At 41.3% G+C, this 26,069-nt stretch carries 18 protein-coding genes and 1 tRNA gene; 7 read left to right on the top strand and 12 right to left on the bottom strand.

The genetic code is table 11. The annotated features are described in order from the left end of the window. Positions 1–85: 85 nt before the first annotated feature. From AHMF7616_RS04845 to AHMF7616_RS04835, 3 genes are all read right to left on the bottom strand, one after another. On the bottom strand, positions 86–1,612 hold the full coding sequence (locus AHMF7616_RS04845) for a SusD/RagB family nutrient-binding outer membrane lipoprotein (protein WP_115371856.1): 1,527 nt from the start codon (positions 1,610–1,612) through the stop codon (positions 86–88). A 6-nt stretch (positions 1,613–1,618) separates the two neighbouring features. Next, entirely contained in the window at positions 1,619–4,786 is a 3,168-nt protein-coding gene (locus AHMF7616_RS04840; protein ID WP_115371855.1) for a SusC/RagA family TonB-linked outer membrane protein, read from the bottom strand. Positions 4,787–5,376: 590 nt separating this feature from the next. Continuing rightward, entirely contained in the window at positions 5,377–5,775 is a 399-nt protein-coding gene (locus AHMF7616_RS04835; protein WP_115371854.1) for a hypothetical protein, read from the bottom strand. 529 nt (positions 5,776–6,304) lie between these two features. On the opposite strand from AHMF7616_RS04835, the gene AHMF7616_RS04830 reads away from it, so the two are divergent. From AHMF7616_RS04830 to AHMF7616_RS04820, 3 genes are all read left to right on the top strand, one after another. Beyond that, entirely contained in the window at positions 6,305–8,038 is a 1,734-nt protein-coding gene (locus AHMF7616_RS04830) for a phospho-sugar mutase (RefSeq protein ID WP_115371853.1), read from the top strand. 318 nt (positions 8,039–8,356) lie between these two features. Then, positions 8,357–9,073: a YqjF family protein gene (locus AHMF7616_RS04825; RefSeq protein ID WP_115371852.1), complete on the top strand. Its 717-nt coding sequence runs from the start codon at positions 8,357–8,359 to the stop codon at positions 9,071–9,073. A 144-nt stretch (positions 9,074–9,217) separates the two neighbouring features. Then, the gene (locus AHMF7616_RS04820; protein ID WP_115371851.1) at positions 9,218–9,649 is read left to right on the top strand and encodes a hypothetical protein; all 432 of its coding nucleotides are present in this window, start codon (positions 9,218–9,220) and stop codon (positions 9,647–9,649) included. 280 nt (positions 9,650–9,929) lie between these two features. Here the strand turns inward: AHMF7616_RS04820 and AHMF7616_RS04815 are convergent, their stop codons facing one another. The 7 genes from AHMF7616_RS04815 to AHMF7616_RS04785 all read right to left on the bottom strand — a co-directional run bounded on the left by AHMF7616_RS04815 (position 9,930) and on the right by AHMF7616_RS04785 (position 18,982). After that, positions 9,930–10,115, bottom strand: coding sequence for a hypothetical protein (locus AHMF7616_RS04815; RefSeq protein ID WP_147275606.1), 186 nt, complete (start codon positions 10,113–10,115; stop codon positions 9,930–9,932). A gap of 283 nt (positions 10,116–10,398) precedes the next feature. After that, the gene (locus AHMF7616_RS04810) at positions 10,399–11,910 is read right to left on the bottom strand and encodes an alginate lyase family protein (RefSeq protein WP_147275605.1); all 1,512 of its coding nucleotides are present in this window, start codon (positions 11,908–11,910) and stop codon (positions 10,399–10,401) included. Between the two features lie 245 nt (positions 11,911–12,155). Beyond that, positions 12,156–12,240 (bottom strand) — tRNA-Ser (locus AHMF7616_RS04805). A gap of 256 nt (positions 12,241–12,496) precedes the next feature. Continuing rightward, positions 12,497–13,432 (bottom strand): YihY/virulence factor BrkB family protein, encoded by a 936-nt coding sequence (locus AHMF7616_RS04800; RefSeq protein ID WP_115371848.1) that lies wholly within the window; start codon positions 13,430–13,432, stop codon positions 12,497–12,499. Positions 13,433–13,435: 3 nt separating this feature from the next. Then, complete coding sequence (locus tag AHMF7616_RS04795) at positions 13,436–13,843, bottom strand: acyl-CoA thioesterase (protein WP_115371847.1); 408 nt, start codon at positions 13,841–13,843, stop codon at positions 13,436–13,438. A 144-nt stretch (positions 13,844–13,987) separates the two neighbouring features. Further along, positions 13,988–15,046 carry an endolytic transglycosylase MltG gene (mltG, locus tag AHMF7616_RS04790; protein ID WP_115371846.1) on the bottom strand — a complete coding sequence of 353 codons (1,059 nt, stop codon included), beginning with the start codon at positions 15,044–15,046 and terminating at the stop codon, positions 13,988–13,990. Between the two features lie 282 nt (positions 15,047–15,328). Next, positions 15,329–18,982: a PAS domain-containing hybrid sensor histidine kinase/response regulator gene (locus tag AHMF7616_RS04785; RefSeq protein ID WP_115371845.1), complete on the bottom strand. Its 3,654-nt coding sequence runs from the start codon at positions 18,980–18,982 to the stop codon at positions 15,329–15,331. 282 nt (positions 18,983–19,264) lie between these two features. On the opposite strand from AHMF7616_RS04785, the gene AHMF7616_RS04780 reads away from it, so the two are divergent. Beyond that, on the top strand, positions 19,265–19,897 hold the full coding sequence (locus AHMF7616_RS04780; protein ID WP_115371844.1) for an L-threonylcarbamoyladenylate synthase: 633 nt from the start codon (positions 19,265–19,267) through the stop codon (positions 19,895–19,897). Between the two features lie 170 nt (positions 19,898–20,067). On the opposite strand, the gene AHMF7616_RS27430 is transcribed toward AHMF7616_RS04780, so the two are convergent. Both AHMF7616_RS27430 and AHMF7616_RS27425 read right to left on the bottom strand, forming a co-directional pair. Continuing rightward, positions 20,068–20,454: a lysophospholipid acyltransferase family protein gene (locus AHMF7616_RS27430; protein WP_158546100.1), complete on the bottom strand. Its 387-nt coding sequence runs from the start codon at positions 20,452–20,454 to the stop codon at positions 20,068–20,070. Between the two features lie 17 nt (positions 20,455–20,471). Further along, positions 20,472–20,966, bottom strand: coding sequence for a lysophospholipid acyltransferase family protein (locus AHMF7616_RS27425; RefSeq protein ID WP_115371842.1), 495 nt, complete (start codon positions 20,964–20,966; stop codon positions 20,472–20,474). Between the two features lie 94 nt (positions 20,967–21,060). Here AHMF7616_RS27425 and AHMF7616_RS04765 point away from each other — a divergent pair, with 94 nt between their 5' ends. From AHMF7616_RS04765 to AHMF7616_RS04755, 3 genes are all read left to right on the top strand, one after another. Continuing rightward, positions 21,061–21,657, top strand: a complete 597-nt coding sequence (locus tag AHMF7616_RS04765; protein WP_115371841.1) for a WbqC family protein — start codon at positions 21,061–21,063, stop codon at positions 21,655–21,657. Positions 21,658–21,774: 117 nt separating this feature from the next. After that, positions 21,775–24,357, top strand: a complete 2,583-nt coding sequence (locus AHMF7616_RS04760; RefSeq protein ID WP_115371840.1) for an ATP-dependent Clp protease ATP-binding subunit — start codon at positions 21,775–21,777, stop codon at positions 24,355–24,357. Between the two features lie 139 nt (positions 24,358–24,496). Then, positions 24,497–26,056 carry an acyl-CoA carboxylase subunit beta gene (locus tag AHMF7616_RS04755; protein ID WP_115371839.1) on the top strand — a complete coding sequence of 520 codons (1,560 nt, stop codon included), beginning with the start codon at positions 24,497–24,499 and terminating at the stop codon, positions 26,054–26,056. The last annotated feature ends 13 nt before the right edge of the window (positions 26,057–26,069 follow it).

Below are 26,069 nucleotides of genomic sequence, written 5' to 3'. Positions count from 1 at the left end.
TAGCTACCTTAAAACAAAATACAAAGAGGCTAAAAATTTAAAAAACGCCCGCTACTTAATAATAATGGGCGTTTTTTTTAAATTTTTATTTATCCCAGAACAAACGGGTACCTAAAACATTGGCTCCCATCCGGCTAACCGCATCGTTCACGTTGGTTTGGTTTACCGATACTTCCCGGTTCGGATAAACCAGGCGGCGGATAAAGCCTCCTTTTACCGAGGCATCTTCGCCGGGGTAATTAATAGGCTGCAATCTTGGCAATTCGGTACGGCGGAAGTTAGACCAGGCTTCGGACCAGCTCCGGAAAGAGGCCACCCAGTATTGCGTATTAATTTGCTCCAGAGCAGTAGCCGGATCGTACAAAATACCGGGTTGCTGCACGTAAGCATTTTTTACTTCTTCCGGAATGTTAATGGTAGCATCATAGCCTTTTAGTTGGTCCATGTGCGCTTTTATACCGGTTTCGTAATAGGTTTTGGCATCGCCGGTGATAAACCCTCTTTGCACTGCTTCGGCCAGTAAAAGTTGGGTTTGCGCGTAGGTAACTAAAAACTCCGGCGAATTTTGATTTAATACGGTAGTGCGGCGAAATTGCGAGTAAAGGTCCAGCGATCCGCGGTAGCCGGGAGCGGTAGGTAAGGTTACATCGGAATAGCCATAAGGTAAGCCAAACTGATCAGCCAGGTTGGTATTTATTTCACCCCCGGAATCGGTGCCGCGTTGCGAGTAACGGACAACTATATAAGGGGCTCTGGGATCGTTGTAGGTTTTCAGGTAATTTACGAAAGGTTCGCCGGCAAAAAAGTTGGCCTTTTCGGTAGCCGTTAAGCCGGAGGTAGTAGGATGCACATAAGCCGGAGAATTAAAGCGGACAAAAGCGTTATCGTCGTTAGACACCATTAACGGACCAGCTACGGCTTTATCCACCCACTGGTCGGCTTTAGTTGGATCCACTTCCGTGAAACGCATAGCCGCCCGCAACAACAAAGAATTACCCAGTTTCCTCCATTTTTCAATGTTGCCATTATAGAAGATATCGCCCCCAATTACGGTTGGTTTAGCGGGGTCTAAGGCAGCCGTAGCTTCTTGTAATTCCTTCAGAATATCATCGTAAATGGCTTTCTGATCGTCATATTTCGGCAGGTAAGTACTTTCCACAAATCCTTTACCGGCTTCAAAGTAAGGCACATCGCCGTAGCTATCTACTAAAACAATAAAGTTGTAGGCCTTTAGGATGCGGGCCATGTTGTAAATATTACTTTGGTTCGGATCAGCCTTGGTTTTTTCAATAATAGCTACCGTGTTGCGCACCGGACCTTCGTATAAGCCGTTCCACAAACTCCGGGTGTTGGCATCGTTGAGCACGTTGTGGTTACCGGCCTCTACTACCCCCGTAAAAGGAGTGTTTACCTGTTGTACAATCTGGCCTTCGTAAAAATGCATGGCTTGGTTACCGGAAGCAAACTGGGCATTGTTTAACAGATAAACCGGATCAAGATCAGTAGCTGCGTTAGGGTTGGTGTTAATTAATTCAAAATCCTTATCGCAGCTGCTCACGCTTAATAAAAGAGCGGCAAAGGCCAGGGATATATATTTTTTCGTGTAAATCATAATTGCTTAAAGCTTAATGTTAATGTTTAAACCATAACTGCGGGTAGTAGGTAAGGCATGCGCTTCTAAACCAGTGTTAAGGTCAGATGCCGAAAACTGAGTTTCCGGATCCAGGTTGTCGACGTATTTTTTAATTATCAGCACGTTGTTAATAAAAGCATTCAGCGCTAAACCTTTCACGAAAGATTTGTTTACAAACTTGGTAAAATCGTATCCTAAAGACAAGGTTCTCCAACGCACGAAGCTCGCATCGTACACAAACGGAGTGGTTACGTTTACGCTGCGGTAGTTATTATAAAATTCTTGAGCAGGTACGGGAGTAGCATTAGGAGTACCATCGGCATTTACCGCGCCTTCCATTACCACGCCACCTTCGCGGCCAATTAAGGAAGCTTTGTGCAAGCCGTGACGCATCCAGTTAAAATTAGAGTTAGATATTAGCTTATGACCCGCTTTAAAGTCTACTTGCGCAAATAAACGGAAGCCTTTAAAGTTAACGGTGTTTAACCAGCCACCGGTATGCGTAGGGATTGCGCTACCGTAAGTTACCAGGTTACCTTGCGCAAAGCGGCCGTTGGTCGTTAAAATGCGTCCTTGGTCATCCCGTTTGTAATCGAAGCCGCGTAAAGAGGCTAAAGGCTTACCTACTTCGTGCGACACATAACCAATAAAAGCTCCTAAATCTTGAGCATTGGCAACGTCGAAGCGGGTTTGGTTATTTGCTAGTTCCAGTACTTCGCTTTTGTTAATGGTAAAATTAAAAGCACTGGTCCAAGTAGTAGCGTCCGAGCGTACGGGCTCTAAAGTTAATAAGGCTTCAATACCTTGGTTCCGAAGTTTACCCACATTTACTTTGGTTTGATTATAGCCAGAGGTGTTCGAAATATCCACGTTCAAAATTTCATCCACGGTAGTTTTCCGGTAAACACTTAAGTCTAAGTTAATCCGGTTATCCAGAGTTTTTAATTCCACTCCCGCTTCTGCTTCCTTCACCCGAGATGGTTTTAAATTTGGATTTGGACTGACGGAACCGGAAATATTTCCTAAAGCATAATTATTACTACCTACTGCTAAAGGATTAGCGTTAATGTTATAGAAGAGGGCATTGGAATAAGGATCAGTGTCTCCGCCTACCTCGGCGTAAGCTACCCGGAGTTTACCATAATTTAGCCAAGCTGGCAACGATGTAATGGCTTGACTAAAAACAAAACTAGTACTGACTGATGGGTAAAAGATATCGTTTGATTTCAGATTTAAAGGCGAGAACCAATCATTACGGCCGGTCAGGTTTAAAAACAAGTAGTTGTTGAACGAAAAATCAACAGTACCAAATAAAGAATTTACCCGTTTCCAAGTGCTGGATGCTTGCGGGTCTTTCACCTGGCCGTTACCAATGGTATACAAGTCGCGCACGTAGAAGTTAGTTACCGAAGTTCCAATGGTAGTAGTTTTTATATCTAGGGAGTTACCACCGAAAGTTGCGTCGATACCAAACTTACCAAACTCATGGTTAGCGCCAATTAGGAAATCAAGGTTGCGCTCCCGGAAAGTATTTTCCCGCTGATAAAAGTTACCATTAAAACCAATAGGAGCAGAAACCAGGAAAGCAGTTCCGGTGGGTCGGTTAGCCCTATAGGGGTTGGTAAAATAATCTTGCCCTACCCTACCTTGCGCGTATAACCAAGGTGTAAATTGGTAACGGATGGAAGCATTGCCAAAAATCCGGTCGCGGCGGTTTTCTTCAAAGCGTTTATTAATGGACCAATACGGGTTAGTTCGGTTGGTAAAACGGGAAGGGTGAATTTCGTTGCCGGCCGCGTTTTGGTAAGCCGCTTCTAGCCAGGCTACATCAATGCTATTAGCCAAGGTGTAAACTGTTTGGTTAATGTTATAATCTTGTTGCGCCACTACCGGCGGATTTTTATTGTACTCGTTGGAGTAGTTCGCGTTAAATTGGGTAGAAAGCTTATCGGTGAGGTTATAATTTAATCCGAAATTTAAAATTTTCTTGTTGAATTCCGAATTAGGAATGATGCTGTTGGCATTGGTATTGGCAAAAGACAAACGGAAGTTACCTTTATCATTACCGCCGGATAAAGCCACGGAGTTAGTCCAGGTGGTACCAGTACGGTAAAAATCTTTAACCCGATCTTTGTAAGGACTATACGGATGTAATTGACCATCTACCGCAATAGTAGGTTTACCATCGAAACGTTCGCCAAAGCTCCAGGTACCAGTACCGGTGGAAGGCCCCCGCGCCGCATTTGGACCACCTTCGAGTACCTGCGGCCGGAAGCCGTTTTCGCCTTGGCCAAATTCGTACTGAAAATCGGTATAATCTAAAGCCTGATCGGCCTGGAAATTCGAATTTAATTCTACTCCCATACCGGCTTGACCTTTACCGGATTTTGTAGTAATAATAATAACCCCGTTGCTAGCCCGAAAACCATAAAGAGCCGAGGCCGCTGCTCCTTTTAAAACGGTCATGGACTCTATATCGTCGGGATTAATGCTTTGCAGACCATCTCCGGTATCGGTACGGGCTTCACCGGTATATCCGGTTCCGCCACTGTTGGCCGATCCGCCGGTAGAGTTGTTAATCGGCACCCCGTTTACAATAATTAATGGCGAGTTATTGGCGCCAAAAGAGGCTTGTCCCCGAATCCGGATTTTAGAAGAACCACCCGGCCCACTGGGCGGGGCTTGTACCTGCAAACCAGGCACTTTACCTACCAGGCTATTACCTACGTTGGTGGTGCGTGCGGTAGTTAATTGCTCGGTGTTTACAGTAGAAGTAGCATAACCTAGTTTTTTTGATTCTTTTCTTATACCCAAAGCCGTTACTACCACCTCTTCCAAGGCTTCAGAATTTTCTTCCAGCGAAACATTGATGGTGGTTTGATTACCTACCGGAATTTCGCGGTTAGTATAACCAATGTAACTAACAACCAGCGTCGCACTTTCTGGTACGTTTAAACTAAATTTTCCTTCTGCATCGGTGGTGGTACCAGTAGTCGTGTTTTTAACCAGAATAGTAGCCCCAACAATAGCTTGCCGGTCTTTGGCCGAAAGAACGGTGCCGGTAATCTGCCTGCCCTGGGCTTGTACATTTAACGCCTGGAATAAGCCCAAACTCCATGTGAGTAAGTAAAAAATGAGTCTACATGTACGCATATACTTCTTTATTTAAAATTATTGATTGGTTTAACTGATAAAAAGATTTACCTCCCCGATTCGGAAATTGCTCCTTGTTTTTAAACCTTTTTCAGCGACGCTATTGCGTTGGTACAGCATCTTACCTGAAAGACAGCTTTCAAATGAACAACCCTAAAAGCTAAATAAATAATTGGCAAATTTATTTACGCGATAATTAATCTGAAACGGATTTTCGATATAATATTTCTTCAAAAAAATTAATTTTACTAGAAATTTACTAAAGTACAAACTGAATAATTTAAAAATTTTTAATTTATATAGTTAATTTACCCTCCTCTTTATCAATATTTTAAAGCCTGTTCTAACAAATATATTAGTTATTGTAAATTATACAATAGTATAAATCAATTAAATTTAAGTACAATTTAGATTTGTTGAAGCAAGAAATATTAGTTTTGAGCATTTAAACGCTAATCGTTATTATTTATAAGTGGCGCACGTGTACCTTCCGGACTTTAACTTACGAAAGCTTAAAAAGCATAAATCCGGAGTGGCCTGGCCACTCCGGATTTATGCTTTTTAAGTAATTGCTAATCTGGCTTACCCTTCTAAGCTTTCCACACTTCCTTGCGTACGTTTTTGCCCACCGATAAAACCAAGCGGGTTGGGTTAGGCACTAATACCAGCCGGGCTTCGCGGTCCGGAAATTCTTCGGTATCTACCCAAACACCTTCTTTGGCCGAAATGGTAGTATTGTCTTCGGTCGCTAGTTGGGTGGGCAAATAAGCAGTTGGCAGCAATACATCCGTATCCGGACAAACTTTATCGTGTACCTGGGTTAATATATCTTCTAAATAATCGCCAAATCTCTCATTAAAATCATCTTCCAGATCGTGCAGTTCTTCCTCAACCTCATCGTACCGGTCGTCGTCGTAGGTTAGTTTTCCTAATTCCTGCTTTTTCTGGATAATGGCTATAAGTGATGTATTCAGTTCCTTCGTGTTCATGAGTGCATGCTATGATTTTTACAAATTTTAAAACATGAATCAGCAATTGCAAGTAAATACTAAATAATTTAAAACAGCCACCACCATTTAAGAGGAAGATTTACCAGAATCTGTTTAGGAGTAATAACTTACTTCCAGCCAGGGCTTTGTTTTCCGTTTTATACTATCAAGTGTGTAGCTTAATATTAATAATGGTTGAGATGGAACAGTTGCTACGGAAAAACTTTATCCAGGAGCAAGCAAATAATAAAGCTATTTAGGCCGGTTATTAACTGTTAGTATGCGCCTATTCTGGATTTATAATATCCGAATTCCGGTAAAATCCGTACAGAACCACACCTGTAAATAAACAAATTTATATGGCAACATTTTCTAATTTTGTTCCGCGAAACTCAAGGTTCCCGGCGGAATAAATTAGTAGCCTTATAAAAGGTAGTTTCACCTAAATTCTTACTACTTTACTGAAGTACTACGGTAATTTTTAAAATTTACTTGTTTTATATTCACCTTCTAATTCTATGTTAAAACTATGATTGACCCAGCTATCCAAAGTAAAATCGACTCCTGGTTAAACGGACCTTACGACGACGCGACCAAAGCGCAAATACGGGAACTTATGACCGGCACGCAGAATGAATCGCTCACCGATGCATTTTACCGCGACCTGGAGTTTGGGACGGGTGGCCTCCGGGGATTAATGGGCGTAGGTAGCAACCGCATGAACCGCTACACATTAGGCGCCGCCACGCAAGGTTTAAGTAATTATTTAAAAAAATCTTTTCCGGGCGAGCAAGTAAAAGTAGCTATTGCCCACGACAGCCGAAATAATAGCCCGGAGTTTGCCCGCATTGTGGCTGATGTTTTCAGCGCCAATGATATTAAAGTATTTTTCTTTGAAGAACTGCGCCCGACCCCGGAGCTTTCTTTCGCCATTCGCCATTTAGGTTGCCACAGCGGGGTAGTTTTAACGGCCTCGCACAACCCCAAAGAATACAACGGTTACAAGGCTTACTGGAACGATGGCGGCCAAGTGGTAGCGCCCCACGATAAAAATATTATTAACGAAGTAAACGCCATTACTTCCATCGAAGATATCCGGTTTGAATCTAAACCAGAAAACATTCAGTTAATCGGCAACGAAGTAGACGAAGCGTACCTGGAACGGGTAGCTGGTTTATCTATCTCGCACGAGGCTATACAGCGCCAGCACGATTTAAAAATTGTGTACACCCCCTTGCACGGCACCGGCATTACCTTAGTTCCCCGGATTCTGGAAAAACTCGGTTTCACCAATGTTACCATCGTGGAAGAACAAGCCACGCCGGATGGTAATTTTCCGACGGTAATTTACCCGAACCCCGAAGAAAAAGAAGCCATGAGCCTGGCTTTACAAAAAGCTCAAGAAATAGATGCTGATTTAGTATTGGCCACCGACCCGGATGCCGATCGCGTAGGGATAGCTGTAAAAAATATTCACGGCGAATTTGTGCTGCTCAATGGCAACCAAACCGGTAGTTTGCTCATATATTATTTAGTAAAAGCCTGGAACGACGCGGGTAAGTTAACTGGCAAAGAATTTATTGCCAATACTATTGTTACTACCGAGCTTATGAACCGCGTGGCCGAAAAATACCACGTAAAATCTTACCAGACTCTTACCGGCTTTAAATACATTGCTGAAGTAATCCGGGGTTTAGAAGGAAAAGAAACGTTTATTGGCGGCGGCGAAGAAAGCTACGGTTACTTAATCGGGGATTTCGTACGCGATAAAGATGCCATTGCTTCCTGCGCTATGATTGCCGAAATGGCCGCTGCTGCTAAAGATCAGGGCAAAACGTTGTACCAACTCATGATAAGCATGTACGAAGAGTTTAAGTTTTTTAAAGAAGACTTAATTTCTTTAACCAAAAAAGGCCAGCGCGGCCAGCAGGAAATTGCCGAAATGATGCAGACGCTCCGGGAAAATCCGCCGCAGGTAATTAATGGTGCGCGGGTACACGAAATCCGGGATTATAAAACCGGCGTTATTAAAAACCTGGAAACCAACACGGAGCACACCATTGATATGGAACGCTCCAACGTGCTGCAGTTTATTACCGCCGATGGATCTAAAATCTCGGCTCGTCCGTCGGGCACGGAACCAAAAATTAAATTTTACTTTAGCGTGCAGCAAAAACTTCCGTCCGAAGCCGACTTCGACCGTGTAGATGCCCAGTTAACCCGGCGCATCCACGAGATTATTGCGGATATGCAATTGCGCTAGTATTTTTAAAAATAACCTAAAAGCCTGATGCAAATTCTCGCATCAGGCTTTTTTATGACTAACGGATTAGTTTTTAGTTGTTCTATTTGCAAACTTTTCTGCAGGAACAACCAGAGTACAACTTTTAATGTACTATTTAGTATTAAGCTGCTCTGTTTAAGGCCAGTAGTCTAGTCCATCCATTAAGGCTAATTTTTAAATTCCACCTAATTTCCTGATTTAAGAGAAGCTATGCTGAATATATAAACGCGCAACTAAATCCCGGCAAATACTAAACTACGTATTTAGCTGCAGATTATTTACCCGGTAAAAAATATTATGAGTTTCCTGACTGCCGAATGGCGTAAACTAGCGATTGCCAATTACAAAGTAAATCCAAATATATTAAAACCTTATTTACCTTTTGGTACCGAACTGGACTTATGGGAAGATACTTGCTACGTAAGCCTGATTGGCTTTATGTTTCAAAAGGTACGGTTGCTGGGTCTAAAAATTCCTTACCACGTAAATTTTGCCGAAGTTAACCTTCGGTTTTATGTTAAAAGAAAGGCCAACAATTCGTGGCGACGCGGGGTTGTCTTTATTAAAGAGATTGTGCCTTTACCAGCCTTAGCTTTGGTAGCCAACCTGTTATACAACGAAAAATACGAAACCAAACCGATGCTGCATTCCTGGACCGACAATAACAATACCTGGGAAATAGATTATCGCTGGAAGCAAAAATCGAACTGGCAGCAAATAAAAGTAATCGCCGATAAAGAAGCTATTGCCATTGTTGCCGGAAGCGAAGCTGAGTTTATTACGGAGCATTATTACGGGTATGCTAAAGTTAATAACGCCAAAAGTAACCAGTACGAAGTAACGCATCCCAAATGGGAACAGTACGCGGTTAAAGATTACGCCATAACCGTAGATTTTGCCTTAAACTATGGTCGGGAGTTTCAATTTTTAAATAACATCGCTCCTGCTTCGGTAATGTTGGCGGAGGGCTCGCCCATCACTATCGAAAGTAAAAGCACCATTGCAAAAATTTAAAAAATTAAACTTCCGCCTTTCTTTTGATTAAAGTTTCTTCTATCCAATAGTACATGCAAAACAATCTATCCTCTAAATACACAAATGAGGCGCTAAAAAGCAACTTTTTATTCGTGTAAGCAGTAGTGTGGATTTTAGATACTTATGAACTTACAAACGATATTCTGCCATGAAAAAGTTGTAATTCAGGTAAGTCTGAAGTATAGCTACCTGGAGTTAGAATGGCTAACCCACCCAATTAGCCAGGTTTTCCGAGAAGTAGTTCTTCGTGCCCACCACTATGCCCACGAACAGCAACTAACCAAATGGTTGTGCAATATTCAACAAGCTGATTATTTAGAAGCTGCTGATCAACTCTGGCTGGTTAAAAACATCTTTACCTCCTTTAATCCCCAGTTAACACACGATTATGCGTATCTTATCCGGCCCATGGTGCCGGAAGTAGTTACCGCCTATAACATCATGGATTTAGTAGAACAAGATGCTGACCTTAGCGCCAGAGTAAAAGTGGCAGTTTTTACAGATATCGACTTAGCGCACCAGTGGCTTTTTACTCCGGTTGCTCAAAAAGTTTAATTCTTTTCTACATTCATTTGCAAGCTTTCTCTTTATGAAAAAATTCCGTCAAAATCGCTTGGTACGGTTAACCGGATTTTAAATTTATACTATAAATAATAAGACTCTAAACTCTACTTAACTGCGTTTACGCATAGCTTTATTGCCAAATTTAATAGAAGCTATATGCAATAATAGTAAACTAATTAAAGCTCCTTAGTAATGGCATAAAAGGAGACAAACCACCCATAAATTTAAAAACTGACAATAAAGCCGGCTTTTTAAACGAAAATAAACTTTTTTATTCGCCGGAATTAGTGATTAAGGGATTTATAAAATCTTCTTCCGGATTGTTTAAATCCGGTTGGGCAGCCAATAATTCTCTCAGGTTTGTTAACTCCACTTGTTCCGCTTCGGTCAGTTCCCGCTGAGTGGTAAGTTGCACCACCCGTTGCGAGGCCGTTATTTTTTCTTGTTCATTCATCATTTTTTGTTTTCCTCATAAAATAAGTTAAACTAACCAAAATTGCTTGGTAAAGTTTAACCTTTTGGTGACTTCCTGTTTTTATATTGCGTTTTTAAATGGATTACTCTGGTGGTTGCTACCTTTTATTTAGAGCAAGCTTTTCCCATTGCTTTTAAGTACGGCCTTCTTTATTTGAACACAGAGTACTAGCTAAAGTGGCAAACCAGCTTATTTATGTACTACAGTAGATTTTGCTACAATCAGAACAGCTAATCGCAAGATAAATTCTAATTTTTAAATTTTTCTATTGTTCCTGGAAACTACTGAACTCTGGTTGTGGCAAACCTTTCATCCAGGGCAAATAACTTTCGGTTAAAATTGCAGGATCATCTCCCTCACGAAAATCGGTGTCGTATTTAACTAAAAATTGCTCTAGCGCTTGTACTGTTGCCGGATGGTTCCGGTAGGCGTATTGGGCCGTGCGGGCTACTTCTTTAAAATACCTGGGTTGAACTTCTTCGGTATCGTTAAGTTTTTTCTCCCCCATCATGTAAGGTACCATAAACAAAACCGCTTTTTCTAAACTCTTGCCATTTTCTTCTAAAGTCCAAAGATCTACGTCTTGTATAGCCATAATGCGGGCTAAAGTTAACCAGGCATTTAAGGCTTTGTTGCTGTACATATTTGGCTTTGCGCGGCCTAGTTCCAGTTTCAGGCCCCCGTCAGAATCCATTTCTGCGAACAAACGCTCTTTTACGCGTGGCAGGCGGCGGCGGGCGTAAGAGGTATCGCCACTAAAAATAGCAAAGGCGGCTCGCATGGTTTCGTAAATAACGCCAATATTACCCCTGATTTTTTTATCAGCTTGTTTTCCGGTGGGGCTGTTTACCATCCAATCGGCCATATCCCCGAACCAACTGCGTATTTGCCGATCAAACTCGGGGGTATAATGTTTACTGGATTGAAGCAGTAAAAGCGCATCCACGATTTCCACGAGTTTCTCGCCTTCCACGGCACTCTCTACCCGGATTTTGTTCTGACCCGGTATTAACTGGGCGTAATCCAGATTGGGATTCATGCGGGTGGCCGGATTTAAAAAAAACTTCTGGCAGTATTCAATGGCCCGCGCCGCAAATTTTTCTTTTTCTGCCGGATTGCTGCTCGCTACATAAGCCAGGGCTAACGTGGGTACCACACTCCCGACTCCTTTTTGCAATTTTACCGTATCGCCAATTTTGCCACTTAAGCCGTTGGCTTTACCATCAATTCTCTTCCAGGTACCATTATCCTGTTGGTGCCAATAAGGAGCCACCGAATTAAAGTTGTGCTTATCCTCGGTATCCACCATAAAACTTTTGGTGGTTATCACCGCAATCGGTTTTTTTAAGGCTTTATAGCCATCAGTAATAGCTTTATCTACTGCTTTTTTCATCAGCAGATCGCCAGAGGTAGCTGCCTGTAAATTTTTATTTAAATTAGCGGTATTGGTAATAACGCCTTTGTTTACCAACTTACCAGGTGCTTCCGGAATTTTCTTTTTAACTCCGGATGGCTTGGTTCCTCTCGCTGGCCCATTAACCGACTCGTGTTTAAGGCTTTTTTTTACATCCAACGTATCCTGCAAAACTACTTTCTCCGTCAAATTTACTACCGGTTGGGGAGCGGCTCGTACCACAGGCTTAGAGGCTGGTTGCAAAGATATTACCTTTTGGTTGTTTTCCGGTTTTTTCTCGAAAGAACAAGCAAAGGTTAAATCAAAAAAAGCAATAGAGCAAAGATTTGTCTCATATGAGTAGATATAACATTTCGCAGCCATTTTTACCTCCTGCTTAGTTGGCAAAGATGCTAACAAGTTTAAGACTTGAATAATTAAAGAAAACAAAATCTTTTTCTATAACGGAACAGGTAAGCATTTTGAGCAACCTTCTGGCAAATAATTTTAAATTATAAGCCATTGAACACCTTAACCCTTAAATTAGAAATCGATTAGTTAATTGATATGATACTGCTAAACAAAAAAGCCTGTAAGTAAATAACTTACAGGCTTTTTTGTTTAGCTAGCAGAGAGAGAGGGATTCGAACCCCCGGACCTTTAACAGTCAACGGTTTTCAAGACCGCCGCAATCGACCACTCTGCCATCTCTCTTTAGTGGTACAAAAGTAGGGTTTTGCGCGAAAACCACAAAAAAAATTTAAATTTTTGTTAGCTCAAAAACATTAACGTATTCATTTTGAAAGAGTTTATTTTCAATCTCGGTATTATTTCGGGTTCGAATTTTAAAAATGCAGCTATTAGGTTCTAAAATCTAAAAAACTCTACCAAATTATTTAATTAATAATAGCGCTATCGAATAAGCAATAAAACAGTGGCAATCCCACATCACTTACCGGCTTTTACAGGCTCACTCCAGATTTATTTTTGAAAAACGTTTTGTGATAGAATCAATACTAATGTTTATTTCAAACCCTAAAACCAAAATCATCGAAATAAAATCCAGCCAGATCATCATCCCGACCAAAGCGCCGATTGACCCGTAGAAATGATTGTAGGTATCAAAAATGCGGATATACAACGAAAACAGCCAGGAAACCAAAAATATAAGCAAAGTAGCTACCACGGCACCCACCGAGAAAAAAGGCCATTTATCGTGAATAGCCGGTACGTAGTAGTAAATAGAACAGGTTCCTAGCAAAAACAACAACACAATTGCAATGTATTTTAAAGCTACAATTAAAGTATAAGTAAAAGCTTCCGTTACTATTTCGTAAAACACCAATACATCCAGCAAATAAGTTCCGAAAAAAATAATACCGATGGACATAATTAAAATAAACGACAGCATAAAAGTAAGTCCGGTGGCAATTACGCGCTTACGCAGGTAAGATCGTTGCCGGAATGTTTTGTATTTTTTATCAAAGGCATCCATTAACGACATCAGACCGTTGGTGGAAAGCACCAGAGCAAACAAAAAGTTAACGGATAATAACCCACCGCGCGGAATGTTTACAATATCCTCAATGGTACTGGAAGCAGCCGCGTACATTTCCTTGGGCATAAAATCCTGCAGAAAAGTTAAAATGCTGGAATTTAAATCCGGAATGGGGATGTAAGGAATAAGGGTAAAAAGAAAAATAATAGTGGGGAAAATAGATAGTGTAAAGTTAAAGGCCATGTAAGAAGCCCTTTTGGTAAGCGAATCGAGTTTCAACTCCCGAATTAAAACGTCCAGAATATCGTACACCGAAAGTCGCCCTTGGTTAAACCGCAACCTTTTTAAAAAAATTATAAATTTCCGGTAAGGCTTGCGATCTTCTACGTATTTCTGTTGTAAACCCATGCGTTAATAATAACCTTCGAGCAGCGATACCAAGCTTTCCGGAATAGCGGTTGGTTTTCCAGAACGCATATCCACAAACACCAGGGTTGTTTCTCCAATATTTAAGAGCTCTTTTGCTTCGTTAAACACTTCGTACTCAAACTTTATACGTGTACCGTGGGGTTTGTTAGGTACTAATACTTTAACGGTGAGCAAATCGTCGTAACGGGCTGGTCGGATGTACTTACAGCGGAGTTCCAGTACGGGCATCATAACTCCCGCTTTCTCTAATTCTTTGTAATTAATGCCCAGATTGCGAAAAGTTTCGGTACGTGCTACTTCGTAATACGCGGCAAAGTTGCCGTAATAAACGTAGCCCATCTGATCTGTTTCTGAATAACGCACTCGTACCTGCACTTCCGATTGAAACATATTTTTCAATTATGGATTAAAAATTAGAAATGATCTTTTAATTGTATGGTATACTCCAATTCAGAAATTAGTTGATTTAGAAATTAAAATAATTCCGGGCTAGAAATACTGCAACGCTCAGTTTCTAATTCATAATTTCTAAATTTATTTTAAAATATTTCGTTCGTTCAGAGCTTGCTGGTACTTACGGGCATTTCGGATATGTTCGGCTTGAGTAACCGCAAAATTATGATAGCCGGAAAAATCTTCTTTGGCGCAGAAATAAATATAGTCGTGCTGCTCCGGGTTTAAAACCGCATCAATGGAAGTGATGGACGGCAAGTTAATCGGACCGGGAGGTAAACCTTTGTATTTATAGGTATTATAAGGCGAATCAAGGCGTAAATGTTCATTCAGCACCCGGCGAATCGTGAAGTCGCCCACCGCAAATACCACTGTGGGGTCAGCTTGCAGGGGCAGGCCGGTTTTTAAACGGTTCAGGTAAACGCCCGCAATCCGCCGGCGTTCATCCGGATGCACCGCTTGTTCTGCTTCCACAATGGAAGCTAAAGTAGATACCTCCGTTTTACTTAGGCCCTGCGCCTTAGCTTTGGCTACCCGGGCGGGAGTCCAGAAGGCATCGTACTCCTTCTTCATGCGTTTTATTAACTCTCTACCGGAAGTATTCCAATACAACTCGTAAGTGTTCGGAATAAACATGGTCATAATAGTAGTGGTATCAAAACCCAGGTTTTGCACATACTTGGTATTGCGCAGCAAAGAATCCAGTTCAGTTTGAGTAGCTGATATGTCTGTACTGAGCTTGGCGGTTAAATCTTTTTTTATCCGGATGTTATTAAAGGTAAGCTTTACCGGCGATTGAATACCGGCCCGTAAACGACCGATCATTTGGTAATTGGTAGCCCCATTTACCAGTTCATAATGACCCGGTTTAATAAGCTTCGGGTAATCCATTAACTTGGCAATAAACCGGAAGGACAATAGATCAATCACTACTTTTTCCTGTTCCACAGAATCCATTACCTGCTCAAAGGTTGCTCCCCGCGGGATCCGGATATAACTATGTTTACCGTGCGTATCAATGTTGGGGGTATAAACTATTTGGTAGGCGTAATACGAAAAACTAACAAATAAAATCCCTCCCACAACCAGAAAATTGCGAAGGGCATTTGATTTTTTCCGGGCTTTTTTCTGTACTTCCATGTTTTAACTTAAATTCCTTTAGCAGCCGCAGCATGTAGTCGCCGCTAATAAACAAAAGTAATACATCTGGCAGGATTTTAAAATTTTGATTAACAGCGAGGCGGCTATTGTTACGTTTTAGTCAAGCAGTGGTAAATAATGACAACCCGGCAGAAGCAAAAAAATGGCAGCCAGTGGTCTGAAAACTAGCTGCCAATTAAAATTATAATTTGGTATGACTTAAACTGTGCTTCCGGATAAACGCATCTCGGAAGTACCACAAATAAAATCACAAAGTAATCCTTAACCTTGCAAACGTGCTTTTTCCGTTTGAAGCTCCAAAATGGCCTGATCCGAAATTGTTTTAATGGTGGCTAACAACCCCGGAATAGCCGTTAAATTGCTTTGCTGCCGGGAATAATCTTCGAGGTTGCGAATAGGTTGCTGCAGAGTGGTTACCCCTAGCGTATCAAAATTTGATTTAAGCTGATGTGCCAATCCGGTTACCGTAGACCAGTTATTTTGGGCAGCTGCTTCCTGCATGCGCTGTACCTGGGGTGGAACCTGTTGAATAAATAATTCGAAAAATTTAATTAAAAAATCGCTTTTACCATTAGCCATCGCTTGTAAAGCGGTCAGATCGCAGACTTTGATCGGTGTTCCGTTAGAAAAATTTGTCACAGTATTTATCTCCTTTAAAGAATTAATTGATTTAGTTGAAAGAACCTCGGAATTTGCCAGGTTCGCGGCAATTTTTTGAAAAAGTTTACTCTCGTCGAATGGTTTAGCCACGTAATCGTTCATACCGGCAGCTATAAATCGTTCGGCGTCGCCTTTTAAGGCATTTGCAGTTAAGGCAATAATGGGAGTATTGGCTTTTTGTGGATTGGGTAATTGCCGGATCAGGTGGGTAGCTTCGGTGCCACTTACTTCCGGCATCTGGATATCCATTAAAATTAAATCATAATCACGGTTGGTCGCTAATGTTACTGCTTCTTTCCCGTTTTTCGCGACATCAATGGTAAAACCCCAGTTTTGCATAATCGATTTTGCTAAAAACTGATTTACCTCATTATCCTCGGCCAGCAAAATATGCAACGGCCCCAAGCTGGAATAATCAATGTGCTCTATATCTGAAATTACTTTTTCAATCTGAGCAGGCGCAGCTTTCTGAAAGGCAAGTTCAAATTTAAATTCACTGCCTTGGCCTGGTACGCTTTCTACCCAAATGCGGCCGCCTTGCATTTCAATCAGGTTTTTACAAATGGTAAGACCTAAACCAGTGCCACCGTAATTCCGGGAAGTATGCGGATCAGCCTGCGTAAAATTATCAAATATTAATTCTTGTTTTTCCTTGGGAATACCAATGCCCGTGTCTTTTACAGTAATTAAAAATTTAAAATGAGTGGCAGTTTCTTCTAAAATGTCGGTGCGAATAACCACAACCCCTTGACTGGTAAACTTAACGGCATTACTCACTAAATTGAGCAGTACTTGCGTGAGACGGTGCGGATCGCCTACTACATACGGGTTAGCCAGGTTAAAACTTTTTACAATCAGTAAAATGTCTTTTTCCTCGGCTTTATATTCCAGTGCTTGCTGGGTACTCTGTAACAACTCCTGAATATTAAAAGGAATTTGTTCCAGAATTAATTTACCAGATTCAATTTTAGCTAAATCCAGAATGTCGTTTATAATAACCAACAGATTACGGGCAGAATAATCGATGATATTTAAATATTTTTGTTGCGCATCATTTAACGCGGTTTTGGTTAATAAACCAGCCATTCCCAGAATTCCATTCAGAGGCGTTCTTATTTCGTGACTCATGTTAGCCAAAAAACTTTCTTTGGCCATGGCAGAAATCTCGGCCGCTTTTTTTGCTTTTTTTAATTTTCGTTCGGTTTTCTTCCGGGTCGTAATGTTGCGGGATACGGTTTGTACTTCAACTGTTTTTCCTGCTTCGTTAAATATGGGTCGTACGCCGGTATCTACCCATATATAATTTCCGTCTTTCTGCTGCACCCGGTATTCCATATTTTTAACTGACGGATTACCGGATAAAACTTCTACCACATAAGTGATTAATCTACTTTTATCGGCCGGATGGATAAGCGCATAGGGCGAGGTATGAATTAACTCTTCCGGCTTAAAACCTAAAATATCTTGCACCGAGGGGGAGATATAAATTATTTTACCGTCCGGCTCGTGCAAACAAACCAGGTCTGTCATATTTTCCGTAATAACTCGGAATTGTTTCTCACTTCGGCGAAGTGCATCTTCAGCTGCTTTTCGCTCACTGATATCCCGGATGATTCCAGTAAATATGGGAATATTTAATTCTATGCTGGCAGTTATAGAAACTTCTACTGGAAATTCTTCTCCATTAGCCCGCATGGCAGTTAATTCTAATACGCGCCCCATTAAATTACTTTCACCCGTTTGTAAAAATCGGTGGAAGCCTGAATCGTGGCCGCGCCGCACACGTGGGGGAATAATAACATCATGCAATTTTTTACCAATCACCTCCTCGCGCCGATAACCAAAAGTTTTTTCAGCGGCCGGATTAAACTCTAAAATTTCTCCCTTCCGATTTATGCTGATAATGCTCTCCATAGCCGTATTTAACACCGCTCGATTCCGGGTTTCACTTTCAACTAAAGCTTGCTGTACTAGTAGTAAATCAGTAATATCGATGCAGGTACCAGCAACGTAAGACTCGCCAGTCAAAGGTTTAAAGGGAAATTTCTGCACTAAGAATTGTCTTTTACTACCATCAGGCAAGTCTATCTCTTCTTGATATTCCAATGCCTGCTGGGCTTCTACCACATCTATGTCATTCTGGCGTAATTTGGTGGCAATATCCGGTAGCCATAAATCAAAGTCCGTTTTACCATTTAGTTGTTCTCTGGATAAACCTAAAAATCGTTTATGAGTGGCGTTTGAATAAGTATATTGCCAGTTATCCGCCTTTTTCATCCAAGCTAAAAAGGGGCTATTATCCATGAAAGCAAAAAATCGTTCTTCGCTATCAAGCAAGATTTTTTCTGTCTTTTTTTGCTCCGTTAAATCCTTTATAATAGCTAAAACTGCTTTTTGGTTGCGGTAATTTATAAAAGAGACACGCCACGATAATGGAAAAGTAGATTTATCTTTTCGGCAATGGGTAACTTCTATCTCTTCCAGATTGCCGGCCAGCCTTAATTGCTGCAAGTATTTTTGCCCAAGTTCAACATCTTCAAAAAGATCTTTTAAGTTTGTAGTTTTAAAATCCGCTAGAGTATAACCATAGAGTTTACACGCTTGGTGATTAGCATCCAAAATGTGAGCAGAATTTAAATCAAATATTAAAATGGCATCATTTACTTTGTTGAATAGTTCCCAGTAATTTTGTTCTGCGCCTAGCAACGCTATCTGTTGGCTCGTAATATCCCGGATGGTAGCTAAAACTTTTATTTCTCCAGATTGATCGTTGTAGGCTTGAGCGTTGATTTCGGTTAAAATAGGTTCTCCATTGCTGCGAATAAGAGTTAGTACTTCTTTGCAGGCGGTATTAGGCCCTAAATTCTGGTTCCACCAAGCTGGTTCACGGGTATCTTTATTTACTATTTGCGCGTATTGCAGCGTTAGAATTTCCGCGGAGTTGTATTGTAGTAAAGCACAAGCAGCCTTGTTAGCATCCAGAATTATTCCTTCCGTTGACATAATCAACATGGCCTCCCGATTATCCTGAAATATTTGCCGAAATACAATTCCACTAAATAGACTACTCGGATTTACTTTAACTGGTAGATGCGAATTAGTACCATCAATCTGACTTAATTCTTGCTGAACGGTTAAATTTTTAAAATTTTCTTCCAGAATAGCCTGCTTTTTTATTAATAATTGATTCCGGTTTTCTGATTCTAAAATTCTGTTTTGTAATTCGTGTAGCTGTTTCAGTAGTTCTGTTTGCATAATTCTTTCACGCGGACCAACTTTAACTCATGTTCAGTAAACTGGTATAATACAAATTCAAATTTTGAACCAAAATTTTTTAACAAAAATTTAGCAAAATAATTTTTAAGAATTTTGGTGGGATTTAATTGATATTCTGCTCTAATCTGGTAAATATAAGTTATTCCACAGCATTTGCGTTAGCCCACAACCAGATGTTAATAAATATTTCTATAAAAAAATAAACCAATTTCTAATTTGCCGGTAAAATACCATGCAATTTATACTTAAACAATATTTAACATGGCAAACGCAGTGCTTTTAAAAATTCATCCGACTAATCCGCCTATGAATAAAATTACACAAGTAGTAGATATCTTACGAAAAGGCGGCATCGTGATTTATCCTACAGATACTATTTACGGGATGGGTTGTGATTTACATAATGCCCGGGCTTTGGAAAGACTTTGCCTGATTAAAGGCATTAAGCCCGACAAAGCAAACCTTTCTTTTATTTGCTCCGATTTAACCCACATTTCGGATTATGCTAAAAATATTTCGACTTCCGTTTATAAAGTGATGAAAAAGGCTTTACCGGGTCCGTTTACTTTTGTGTTAGAAGCGAGCAGTAAAGTGCCCCGGCTAGGCGGAATACGGAAGAAAACGGTGGGCATCCGGGTCCCGGATAATCAAATTCCGCTTTGTATTGTAAAAGAACTAGGCAACCCCATAATTTCCACCTCTATCCACGACGATGACGAAATCCTTGAATACGCTACCGATCCGGAGTTAATTTTTGAAAAATTTCGAAATTTGGTGGATGTAGTAATAGATGGTGGTTACGGCAATAATATTCCTTCTACGGTAGTTAATTGCGAAGACGAACAATTTGAAGTTCTCCGGCAAGGCGCCGGCGATATAGCAAACTATGTTTAACTAAATAAGTTATGAGTTGAATGTTATGAGTTATGAGTTGAGAATTTAAAAAATTTAAAAAAGCGGATCACAAATTTTGATTAACTGCGAAACAGTCCAATACCACAATAGCTCTCAAATCCCAATTTATCACTCCTCACTTTTAACTCATAACTTATACCTTTCAACTCTTAACTTGCCTCGCCCTCCGGGCGCTTGTGTTTCCAGCGGCGGTGCGACCAAAGATAATCCGCGGGGTTTTCGCAAATCCAATCTTCGAGCATCCGGGTAAATTGCTCCGTTACGGGAAAAGCTGTTTTAAGGGCTTGTTCCGCAGGAATAATGGGTAAAAATTTAAAATTATAGTAACCCCGGCCCACTCGTTGGGCATGAATAAAAAAAACTCGCATTTTAAATGACGCCGCTAACTTCTCGCCGCCGACAAAAAAACCGGCATCCTGGTTCATAAAGGTTGTCCAGTATTGAATTTCACTTTTGGGTGGCGTTTGGTCCGATAACATGCAAAAAAGCCGGGGTTGCTTTTTATGATTGATCAAATGGCGTAAGGTGTCTTTCATGCGCACCATGTTGGGACCTAAGCGCGTTCGGGCCCGCCCGATAAAAATTCAAAAAACGAGTTACTCAAAGGTTTGTACACAACGTCAATCGGGCAATTTAAATAGAAAATACCGCCCGATGGTGCCCATTCCCAATTACCCTGGTGCCCTCCTAATGCTAAAACCAATTCACCATGGGTTGTAGCCGCTTCAATCACCTCCGGATTTAAAATTTTGACTCGTTCTTTTAAATTTTCCGGGGTAATGGCAGCGAGTTTAATCGTCTCCAGAATAATATCGGTGAGGTTACGGTAAAACTGTTGCGCAATGGCCCGTTGTTCTGCTTTCGTTTTATCCGGAAAAGCGTTTTGCAAATTTTGGAATACTACCTTCTTCCGGTAACCAACCAGGAAATACAGAACAAAGAACAATCCATCCGAGATAAAGTAGAGTATAGAAAAAGGCAACTGCGCAATTCCTTGCAATAACCACCACAGCGGGTAATATCGCTTTTGGATAGGTAATTTCGTCATGCGGGAAATTTGTTTGCGTCAGAAGAATTAGTATCTTACTCTCGGTTTCAGCTAAAAGGTGCTAATATAGCAGATAGAACCCAGATTCCTGATCATGTTCCTTTTAACCGAAATCCAATACCATCCGTGCATTGCTTATTTTCAGCAGGTAAATAAAGCGGATGGCATTTGGCTCGAACAACACGAGCATTATATAAAACAAAGTTATCGTAACCGCTGTTATGTGCTAACGGCACAGGGGGTAAAAGATTTAACTATTCCGGTAAAGAAAGGCAACCGTAAAGCTATAATTACCGATATAGAGATAGATTATAGCCAAAAATGGTTAAATACCCATTGGCGTACCCTAAAATCCGGTTATGGCAGTGCGCCTTATTTTACCTATTACAGCGATTACTTACAACAAATACTGGAACAGCGCGTTACCACATTATTTGAGTTAAATGTAACATTATTAAAGTTTTACATAAAAAGTTTGCAGTTGCGCAAACCTATTACGTACACAAAGGAGTATATCCATTTGTACCCAAACGGGGTGCTTGATTTACGTAACCAGATTCATCCAAAACAGGAGTCTGCCATTTTGGACGTAAAACCATATCAACAAGTGTTTGGCAAACAATTTGCCCCCAATCTGAGTATAATTGATTTGTTGTTTTCACAAGGTCCGGCAGCTAAAAACTTCCTGTAAATTCAGTAAGTAATACACTGAACAATTACGTACAAAAGCTTGTTTTTATATAAAAGACGCTTATCTTGTATCAGCGCAATCAATACAAACGCATTTTTTATTTTTTAAATAATTTACATGGAAGCTAAATTCTCAAACCGAGTAAAAGAGGTCATCTCGCTTAGCCGTGAAGAAGCTATCCGACTTGGTCATGATTATATAGGTACGGAACACTTGCTTTTAGGTATGATTCGCGAAGGCGAAGGTACTGCCATCACCTTGCTGAAAAAACTGGGTATTTCGATTGACGAGTTGAAGTATGCTTTAGAGCAGGCCACCCGTAACACGGCGAGCCCCGGCACCAGCATTACCGGCAGTATTCCGCTCACGAAACAAACCGAAAAAGTTTTAAAGATTACTTACCTGGAGGCCAAAATATTTAAAAGCGATATTATTGGCACCGAACATTTATTGCTCTCCATCCTGCGGGATGAAGATAACATATCTTCGCAAACTTTAGCCAAATTTAACGTGAATTACGAAACCATAAGAGATTCTCTGGATTATCAGAACAATAATCCCATGGCGTCTTCCGATACCGACGACAACGACGATAACGATAAACTGTTTGGCAGCAGTTCCAGCAAAGGCAGCACTGCTAAAAAACCCGGCGAAAAATCCCGGACTCCGGTTCTCGACAACTTTGGCCGCGACTTAACCAAACTGGCCGAGGAAGATAAACTCGACCCGATTGTTGGCCGCGAAAAAGAAATTGAGCGCGTGGCCCAGGTATTAAGCCGCCGGAAGAAAAACAATCCAATCTTAATTGGGGAACCAGGTGTAGGTAAAACCGCTATTGCCGAAGGTTTAGCGCTGCGCATTGTGCAGAAAAAAGTATCGCGGGTATTGTTCAACAAACGCGTAGTTACTCTGGACTTAGCCTCTCTGGTAGCCGGTACCAAATACCGTGGCCAGTTTGAAGAGCGAATGAAAGCCGTAATGAACGAACTGGAAAAATCGCCGGACGTTATTTTGTTCATTGATGAGTTGCATACCATTGTGGGGGCGGGTGGTGCTTCTGGCTCCTTAGATGCCAGCAACATGTTTAAACCAGCTTTAGCTCGCGGTGAAATTCAATGCATCGGGGCCACTACTTTAGATGAATACCGCCAGTACATCGAGAAAGATGGCGCTTTGGCTCGTCGTTTCCAGATTGTAATGGTAGACCCAACTTCGCCGGAAGAAACCATTGAAATTCTGAATAACATTAAAGATAAATACCAGGATCACCACCATGTACTGTACACCGACAAAGCGATTGAAGCTTGCGTGAAGTTATCAGACCGGTACATGAGCGATCGTTTCTTACCAGACAAAGCGATTGATATTCTGGATGAAGCCGGTGCCCGCGTACACATCAACAACATTGTGGTACCGGAAGATATTTTGAAGCTCGAAGAGCAGATTGAAAATATTAAAACCGAGAAAAACCGGGTGGTTAAATCTCAGAAATACGAGGAAGCGGCTCAACTGCGCGATAAAGAGAAGAAACTTATCGACCAGTTAGATGCTGCCAAGAAAAGCTGGGAAGAAGAAACCAAAAAGAAACGTTATACCGTGAAAGAAGAAAACGTGGCTGAAGTAATCGCCATGATGACAGGTATTCCGGTGAAACGTATTGCGCAGAAAGAAGGCGTAAAACTGCTGAACATGGGCGAAGAACTCCGCGGTAAAGTTATCGGTCAGGATAAAGCCATTGCGCAGTTAGTGAAAGCTATTCAGCGTACCCGCGTTGGTTTAAAAGATCCGAAGAAACCAATTGGTTCTTTTGTATTCTTAGGCCCAACGGGGGTTGGTAAAACCGAATTAGCGAAAGTACTGGCTACTTACTTATTTGATAAAGAAGATGCCTTAGTGCGGATCGACATGAGCGAATACATGGAGAAATTCAGCGTATCGCGGTTGGTAGGAGCGCCTCCGGGCTACGTTGGATACGAAGAAGGTGGTCAGTTAACCGAGAAAATCCGTCGGAAACCATATTCGGTAGTATTACTAGACGAAATTGAAAAAGCGCACCCGGATATTTATAACTTACTGTTACAAGTGCTGGATGACGGTATTTTAACCGATGGTTTAGGCCGTAAAGTAGATTTCCGGAATACCATCATCATTATGACTTCGAACATTGGGGCCCGCGATTTGCAAGATTTTGGTGCCGGTATTGGTTTCGCTTCCAAAGCCAAACAAGAAAACATGGACGAGATCATGAAAGCGACTATCGGCAGTGCGCTGAAAAAAACTTTCTCGCCAGAGTTCATGAACCGTTTGGATGATGTGATAGTTTTTAACTCGTTAGTACGGGAAGATATTCACAAAATTATTGATATCTCTTTAGGCAAATTGTTAAACCGGGTAGATGCTTTAGGTTATAAGATTGAGTTAACCGATAAGGCAAAGGATTTTGTAGCGGATAAGGGTTATGATCCAAAATACGGAGCACGTCCGTTAAACCGGGCCATCCAGAAATACCTGGAAGATCCAATTGCGGAAGAAATCCTGAAAGCGGAGTTAGCTCATGGTGATACCATTACAATTGACCACGAAGAAGGCAAAGAAACCTTATCTTTCCAATCAAGAAATAGTGGTAAAGGCACTACGGATACGAAAGATGAATTACCGGAATCGGAACCCAAAACGACTGATCCGAAAGCAACTGAATAATTAAAATTCAAATTCTATTGAAAGGCTGACATAATTGTCAGCCTTTTTTGTTTAAAGCTGTCTTATAAATTAAAAAATATTTTCTAGTAATTCTATTTTTTTAAATTTACAATATCATCCTATTCTAGCAACGTACTAAATGGCAGATACAACCAGTTTAAGTAACATTAAAATATTAGAACAAAAGAACGCAGAAGCTTTATTGGGAGGCGGACCAGATCGCATTGATGCCCAACATAAAAAAGGAAAACTGACGGCTCGGGAACGGGTAGATTTGTTATTAGATCCAGGCTCGTTTGAAGAAATCGGAAAATTTGTCATGCACCGCTCTAAAGATTTTGGGCTAGACAAAGAATATTATTTAGGTGATGGAGTAGTAACCGGATACGGCACTGTAAACGGAAGATTAGTGTACGTTTTCTCGCAGGATTTCACTGTTTTTGGTGGTTCCCTCTCCGAAACACACGCGGAAAAAATCGTAAAGATTATGGACTTAGCCATGAAAAATGGTGCTCCGGTTATAGGATTAAATGATTCGGGAGGTGCCCGCATCCAGGAAGGAGTGGTTTCTTTAGGCGGGTACGCTGATATTTTTTATAAAAACACTTTAGCTTCTGGGGTAATCCCCCAAATTTCGGCGGTAATGGGGCCGTGTGCGGGTGGAGCAGTGTACTCTCCGGCCATTACCGATTTTATTTTAATGGTCGAAAACACGTCGTACATGTTCGTTACGGGTCCAAATGTGGTAAAAACCGTAACCCACGAAAATGTAACCTCCGAAGAACTGGGCGGCGCCAGCACGCATAGTACCAAAAGTGGGGTAACGCATTTTTCGTGCGCCAACGAAGCAGAATGCATTAACAACATAAAAGCTTTATTGAGTTATATTCCCCAAAACTGCGAAGATACGACGCCTCCACTCCCCTACGAACCAACAGAAGACGAAAGCCGGGAAATACTGAATAATTTAATTCCGGAAAATACCAACCAGCCCTATGATATGCGCGAAATAATTGCGGGCATTATTGATGCAGATTCATTTCTGGAGGTGCACAAAAACTTTGGGGAAAACATAGTAGTGGGTTTTGCCCGATTAGCGGGTCGTAGCATTGGCATTGTCGGCAATCAGCCAGCGGTGCTCGCGGGGGTTTTAGATATCAATGCCAGCACCAAAGCGGCCCGGTTTGTCCGGTTCTGCGATTGTTTTAACATACCTTTGTTAGTGCTAGAAGATGTACCTGGTTTTTTACCCGGCACCGATCAGGAATGGCGAGGTATCATTAGCAACGGAGCGAAACTATTATATGCCTTTTGCGAAGCTACCGTACCGCGGATCACGGTAATTACCCGTAAAGCTTACGGCGGTGCCTACGATGTAATGAACTCCAAACACATAGGAGCGGATTTAAATTATGCTTGGCCTACTGCCGAAATTGCCGTGATGGGCGCCAAAGGTGCCGCCGAAATTATCTTTAAACGGGAAATTGCGGCTGCTGAAGACCCGGAAGCCAAGCTGGCGGAGAAAATAGAGGAATACCAAAAAAAGTTTGCGACTCCTTTTCGGGCTGCTCACCGCGGATTTATTGATGAAGTAATTATGCCTGCCGAAACCCGCACAAAATTAATTAAAGCATTTAAGATGCTGGAAAACAAAGTAGACCAACTTCCACGTAAAAAGCACGGAAACATACCATTATAGTTGCAGGTTGGAA

The organism is Adhaeribacter pallidiroseus, from assembly GCF_003340495.1.
Classification (GTDB): domain Bacteria; phylum Bacteroidota; class Bacteroidia; order Cytophagales; family Hymenobacteraceae; genus Adhaeribacter; species Adhaeribacter pallidiroseus.
The sequence above is the reverse complement of the archived record's forward strand: the minus strand, read 5'-3'. Positions and strand labels throughout refer to the sequence as shown.

What these genes read in the sequence shown, in the direction of transcription:
- AHMF7616_RS04760 (WP_115371840.1), top strand. Translation starts at nt 21,775, where the DNA reads ATGGAAGCTAAATTCTCAAACCGAGTAAAAGAGGTCATCTCGCTTAGC.
- AHMF7616_RS04845 (WP_115371856.1), bottom strand. Translation starts at nt 1,612, where the DNA reads ATGATTTACACGAAAAAATATATATCCCTGGCCTTTGCCGCTCTTTTA.
- AHMF7616_RS04830 (WP_115371853.1), top strand. Translation starts at nt 6,305, where the DNA reads ATGATTGACCCAGCTATCCAAAGTAAAATCGACTCCTGGTTAAACGGA.
- AHMF7616_RS04815 (WP_147275606.1), bottom strand. Translation starts at nt 10,115, where the DNA reads ATGATGAATGAACAAGAAAAAATAACGGCCTCGCAACGGGTGGTGCAA.
- AHMF7616_RS04810 (WP_147275605.1), bottom strand. Translation starts at nt 11,910, where the DNA reads ATGGCTGCGAAATGTTATATCTACTCATATGAGACAAATCTTTGCTCT.
- AHMF7616_RS27425 (WP_115371842.1), bottom strand. Translation starts at nt 20,966, where the DNA reads ATGACGAAATTACCTATCCAAAAGCGATATTACCCGCTGTGGTGGTTA.
- AHMF7616_RS04835 (WP_115371854.1), bottom strand. Translation starts at nt 5,775, where the DNA reads ATGAACACGAAGGAACTGAATACATCACTTATAGCCATTATCCAGAAA.
- AHMF7616_RS04825 (WP_115371852.1), top strand. Translation starts at nt 8,357, where the DNA reads ATGAGTTTCCTGACTGCCGAATGGCGTAAACTAGCGATTGCCAATTAC.
- AHMF7616_RS04755 (WP_115371839.1), top strand. Translation starts at nt 24,497, where the DNA reads ATGGCAGATACAACCAGTTTAAGTAACATTAAAATATTAGAACAAAAG.
- AHMF7616_RS04785 (WP_115371845.1), bottom strand. Translation starts at nt 18,982, where the DNA reads ATGCAAACAGAACTACTGAAACAGCTACACGAATTACAAAACAGAATT.
- AHMF7616_RS04780 (WP_115371844.1), top strand. Translation starts at nt 19,265, where the DNA reads ATGGCAAACGCAGTGCTTTTAAAAATTCATCCGACTAATCCGCCTATG.
- AHMF7616_RS04800 (WP_115371848.1), bottom strand. Translation starts at nt 13,432, where the DNA reads ATGGGTTTACAACAGAAATACGTAGAAGATCGCAAGCCTTACCGGAAA.
- mltG (WP_115371846.1), bottom strand. Translation starts at nt 15,046, where the DNA reads ATGGAAGTACAGAAAAAAGCCCGGAAAAAATCAAATGCCCTTCGCAAT.
- AHMF7616_RS04820 (WP_115371851.1), top strand. Translation starts at nt 9,218, where the DNA reads ATGAACTTACAAACGATATTCTGCCATGAAAAAGTTGTAATTCAGGTA.
- AHMF7616_RS04765 (WP_115371841.1), top strand. Translation starts at nt 21,061, where the DNA reads ATGTTCCTTTTAACCGAAATCCAATACCATCCGTGCATTGCTTATTTT.
- AHMF7616_RS04840 (WP_115371855.1), bottom strand. Translation starts at nt 4,786, where the DNA reads ATGCGTACATGTAGACTCATTTTTTACTTACTCACATGGAGTTTGGGC.
- AHMF7616_RS27430 (WP_158546100.1), bottom strand. Translation starts at nt 20,454, where the DNA reads ATGAAAGACACCTTACGCCATTTGATCAATCATAAAAAGCAACCCCGG.
- AHMF7616_RS04795 (WP_115371847.1), bottom strand. Translation starts at nt 13,843, where the DNA reads ATGTTTCAATCGGAAGTGCAGGTACGAGTGCGTTATTCAGAAACAGAT.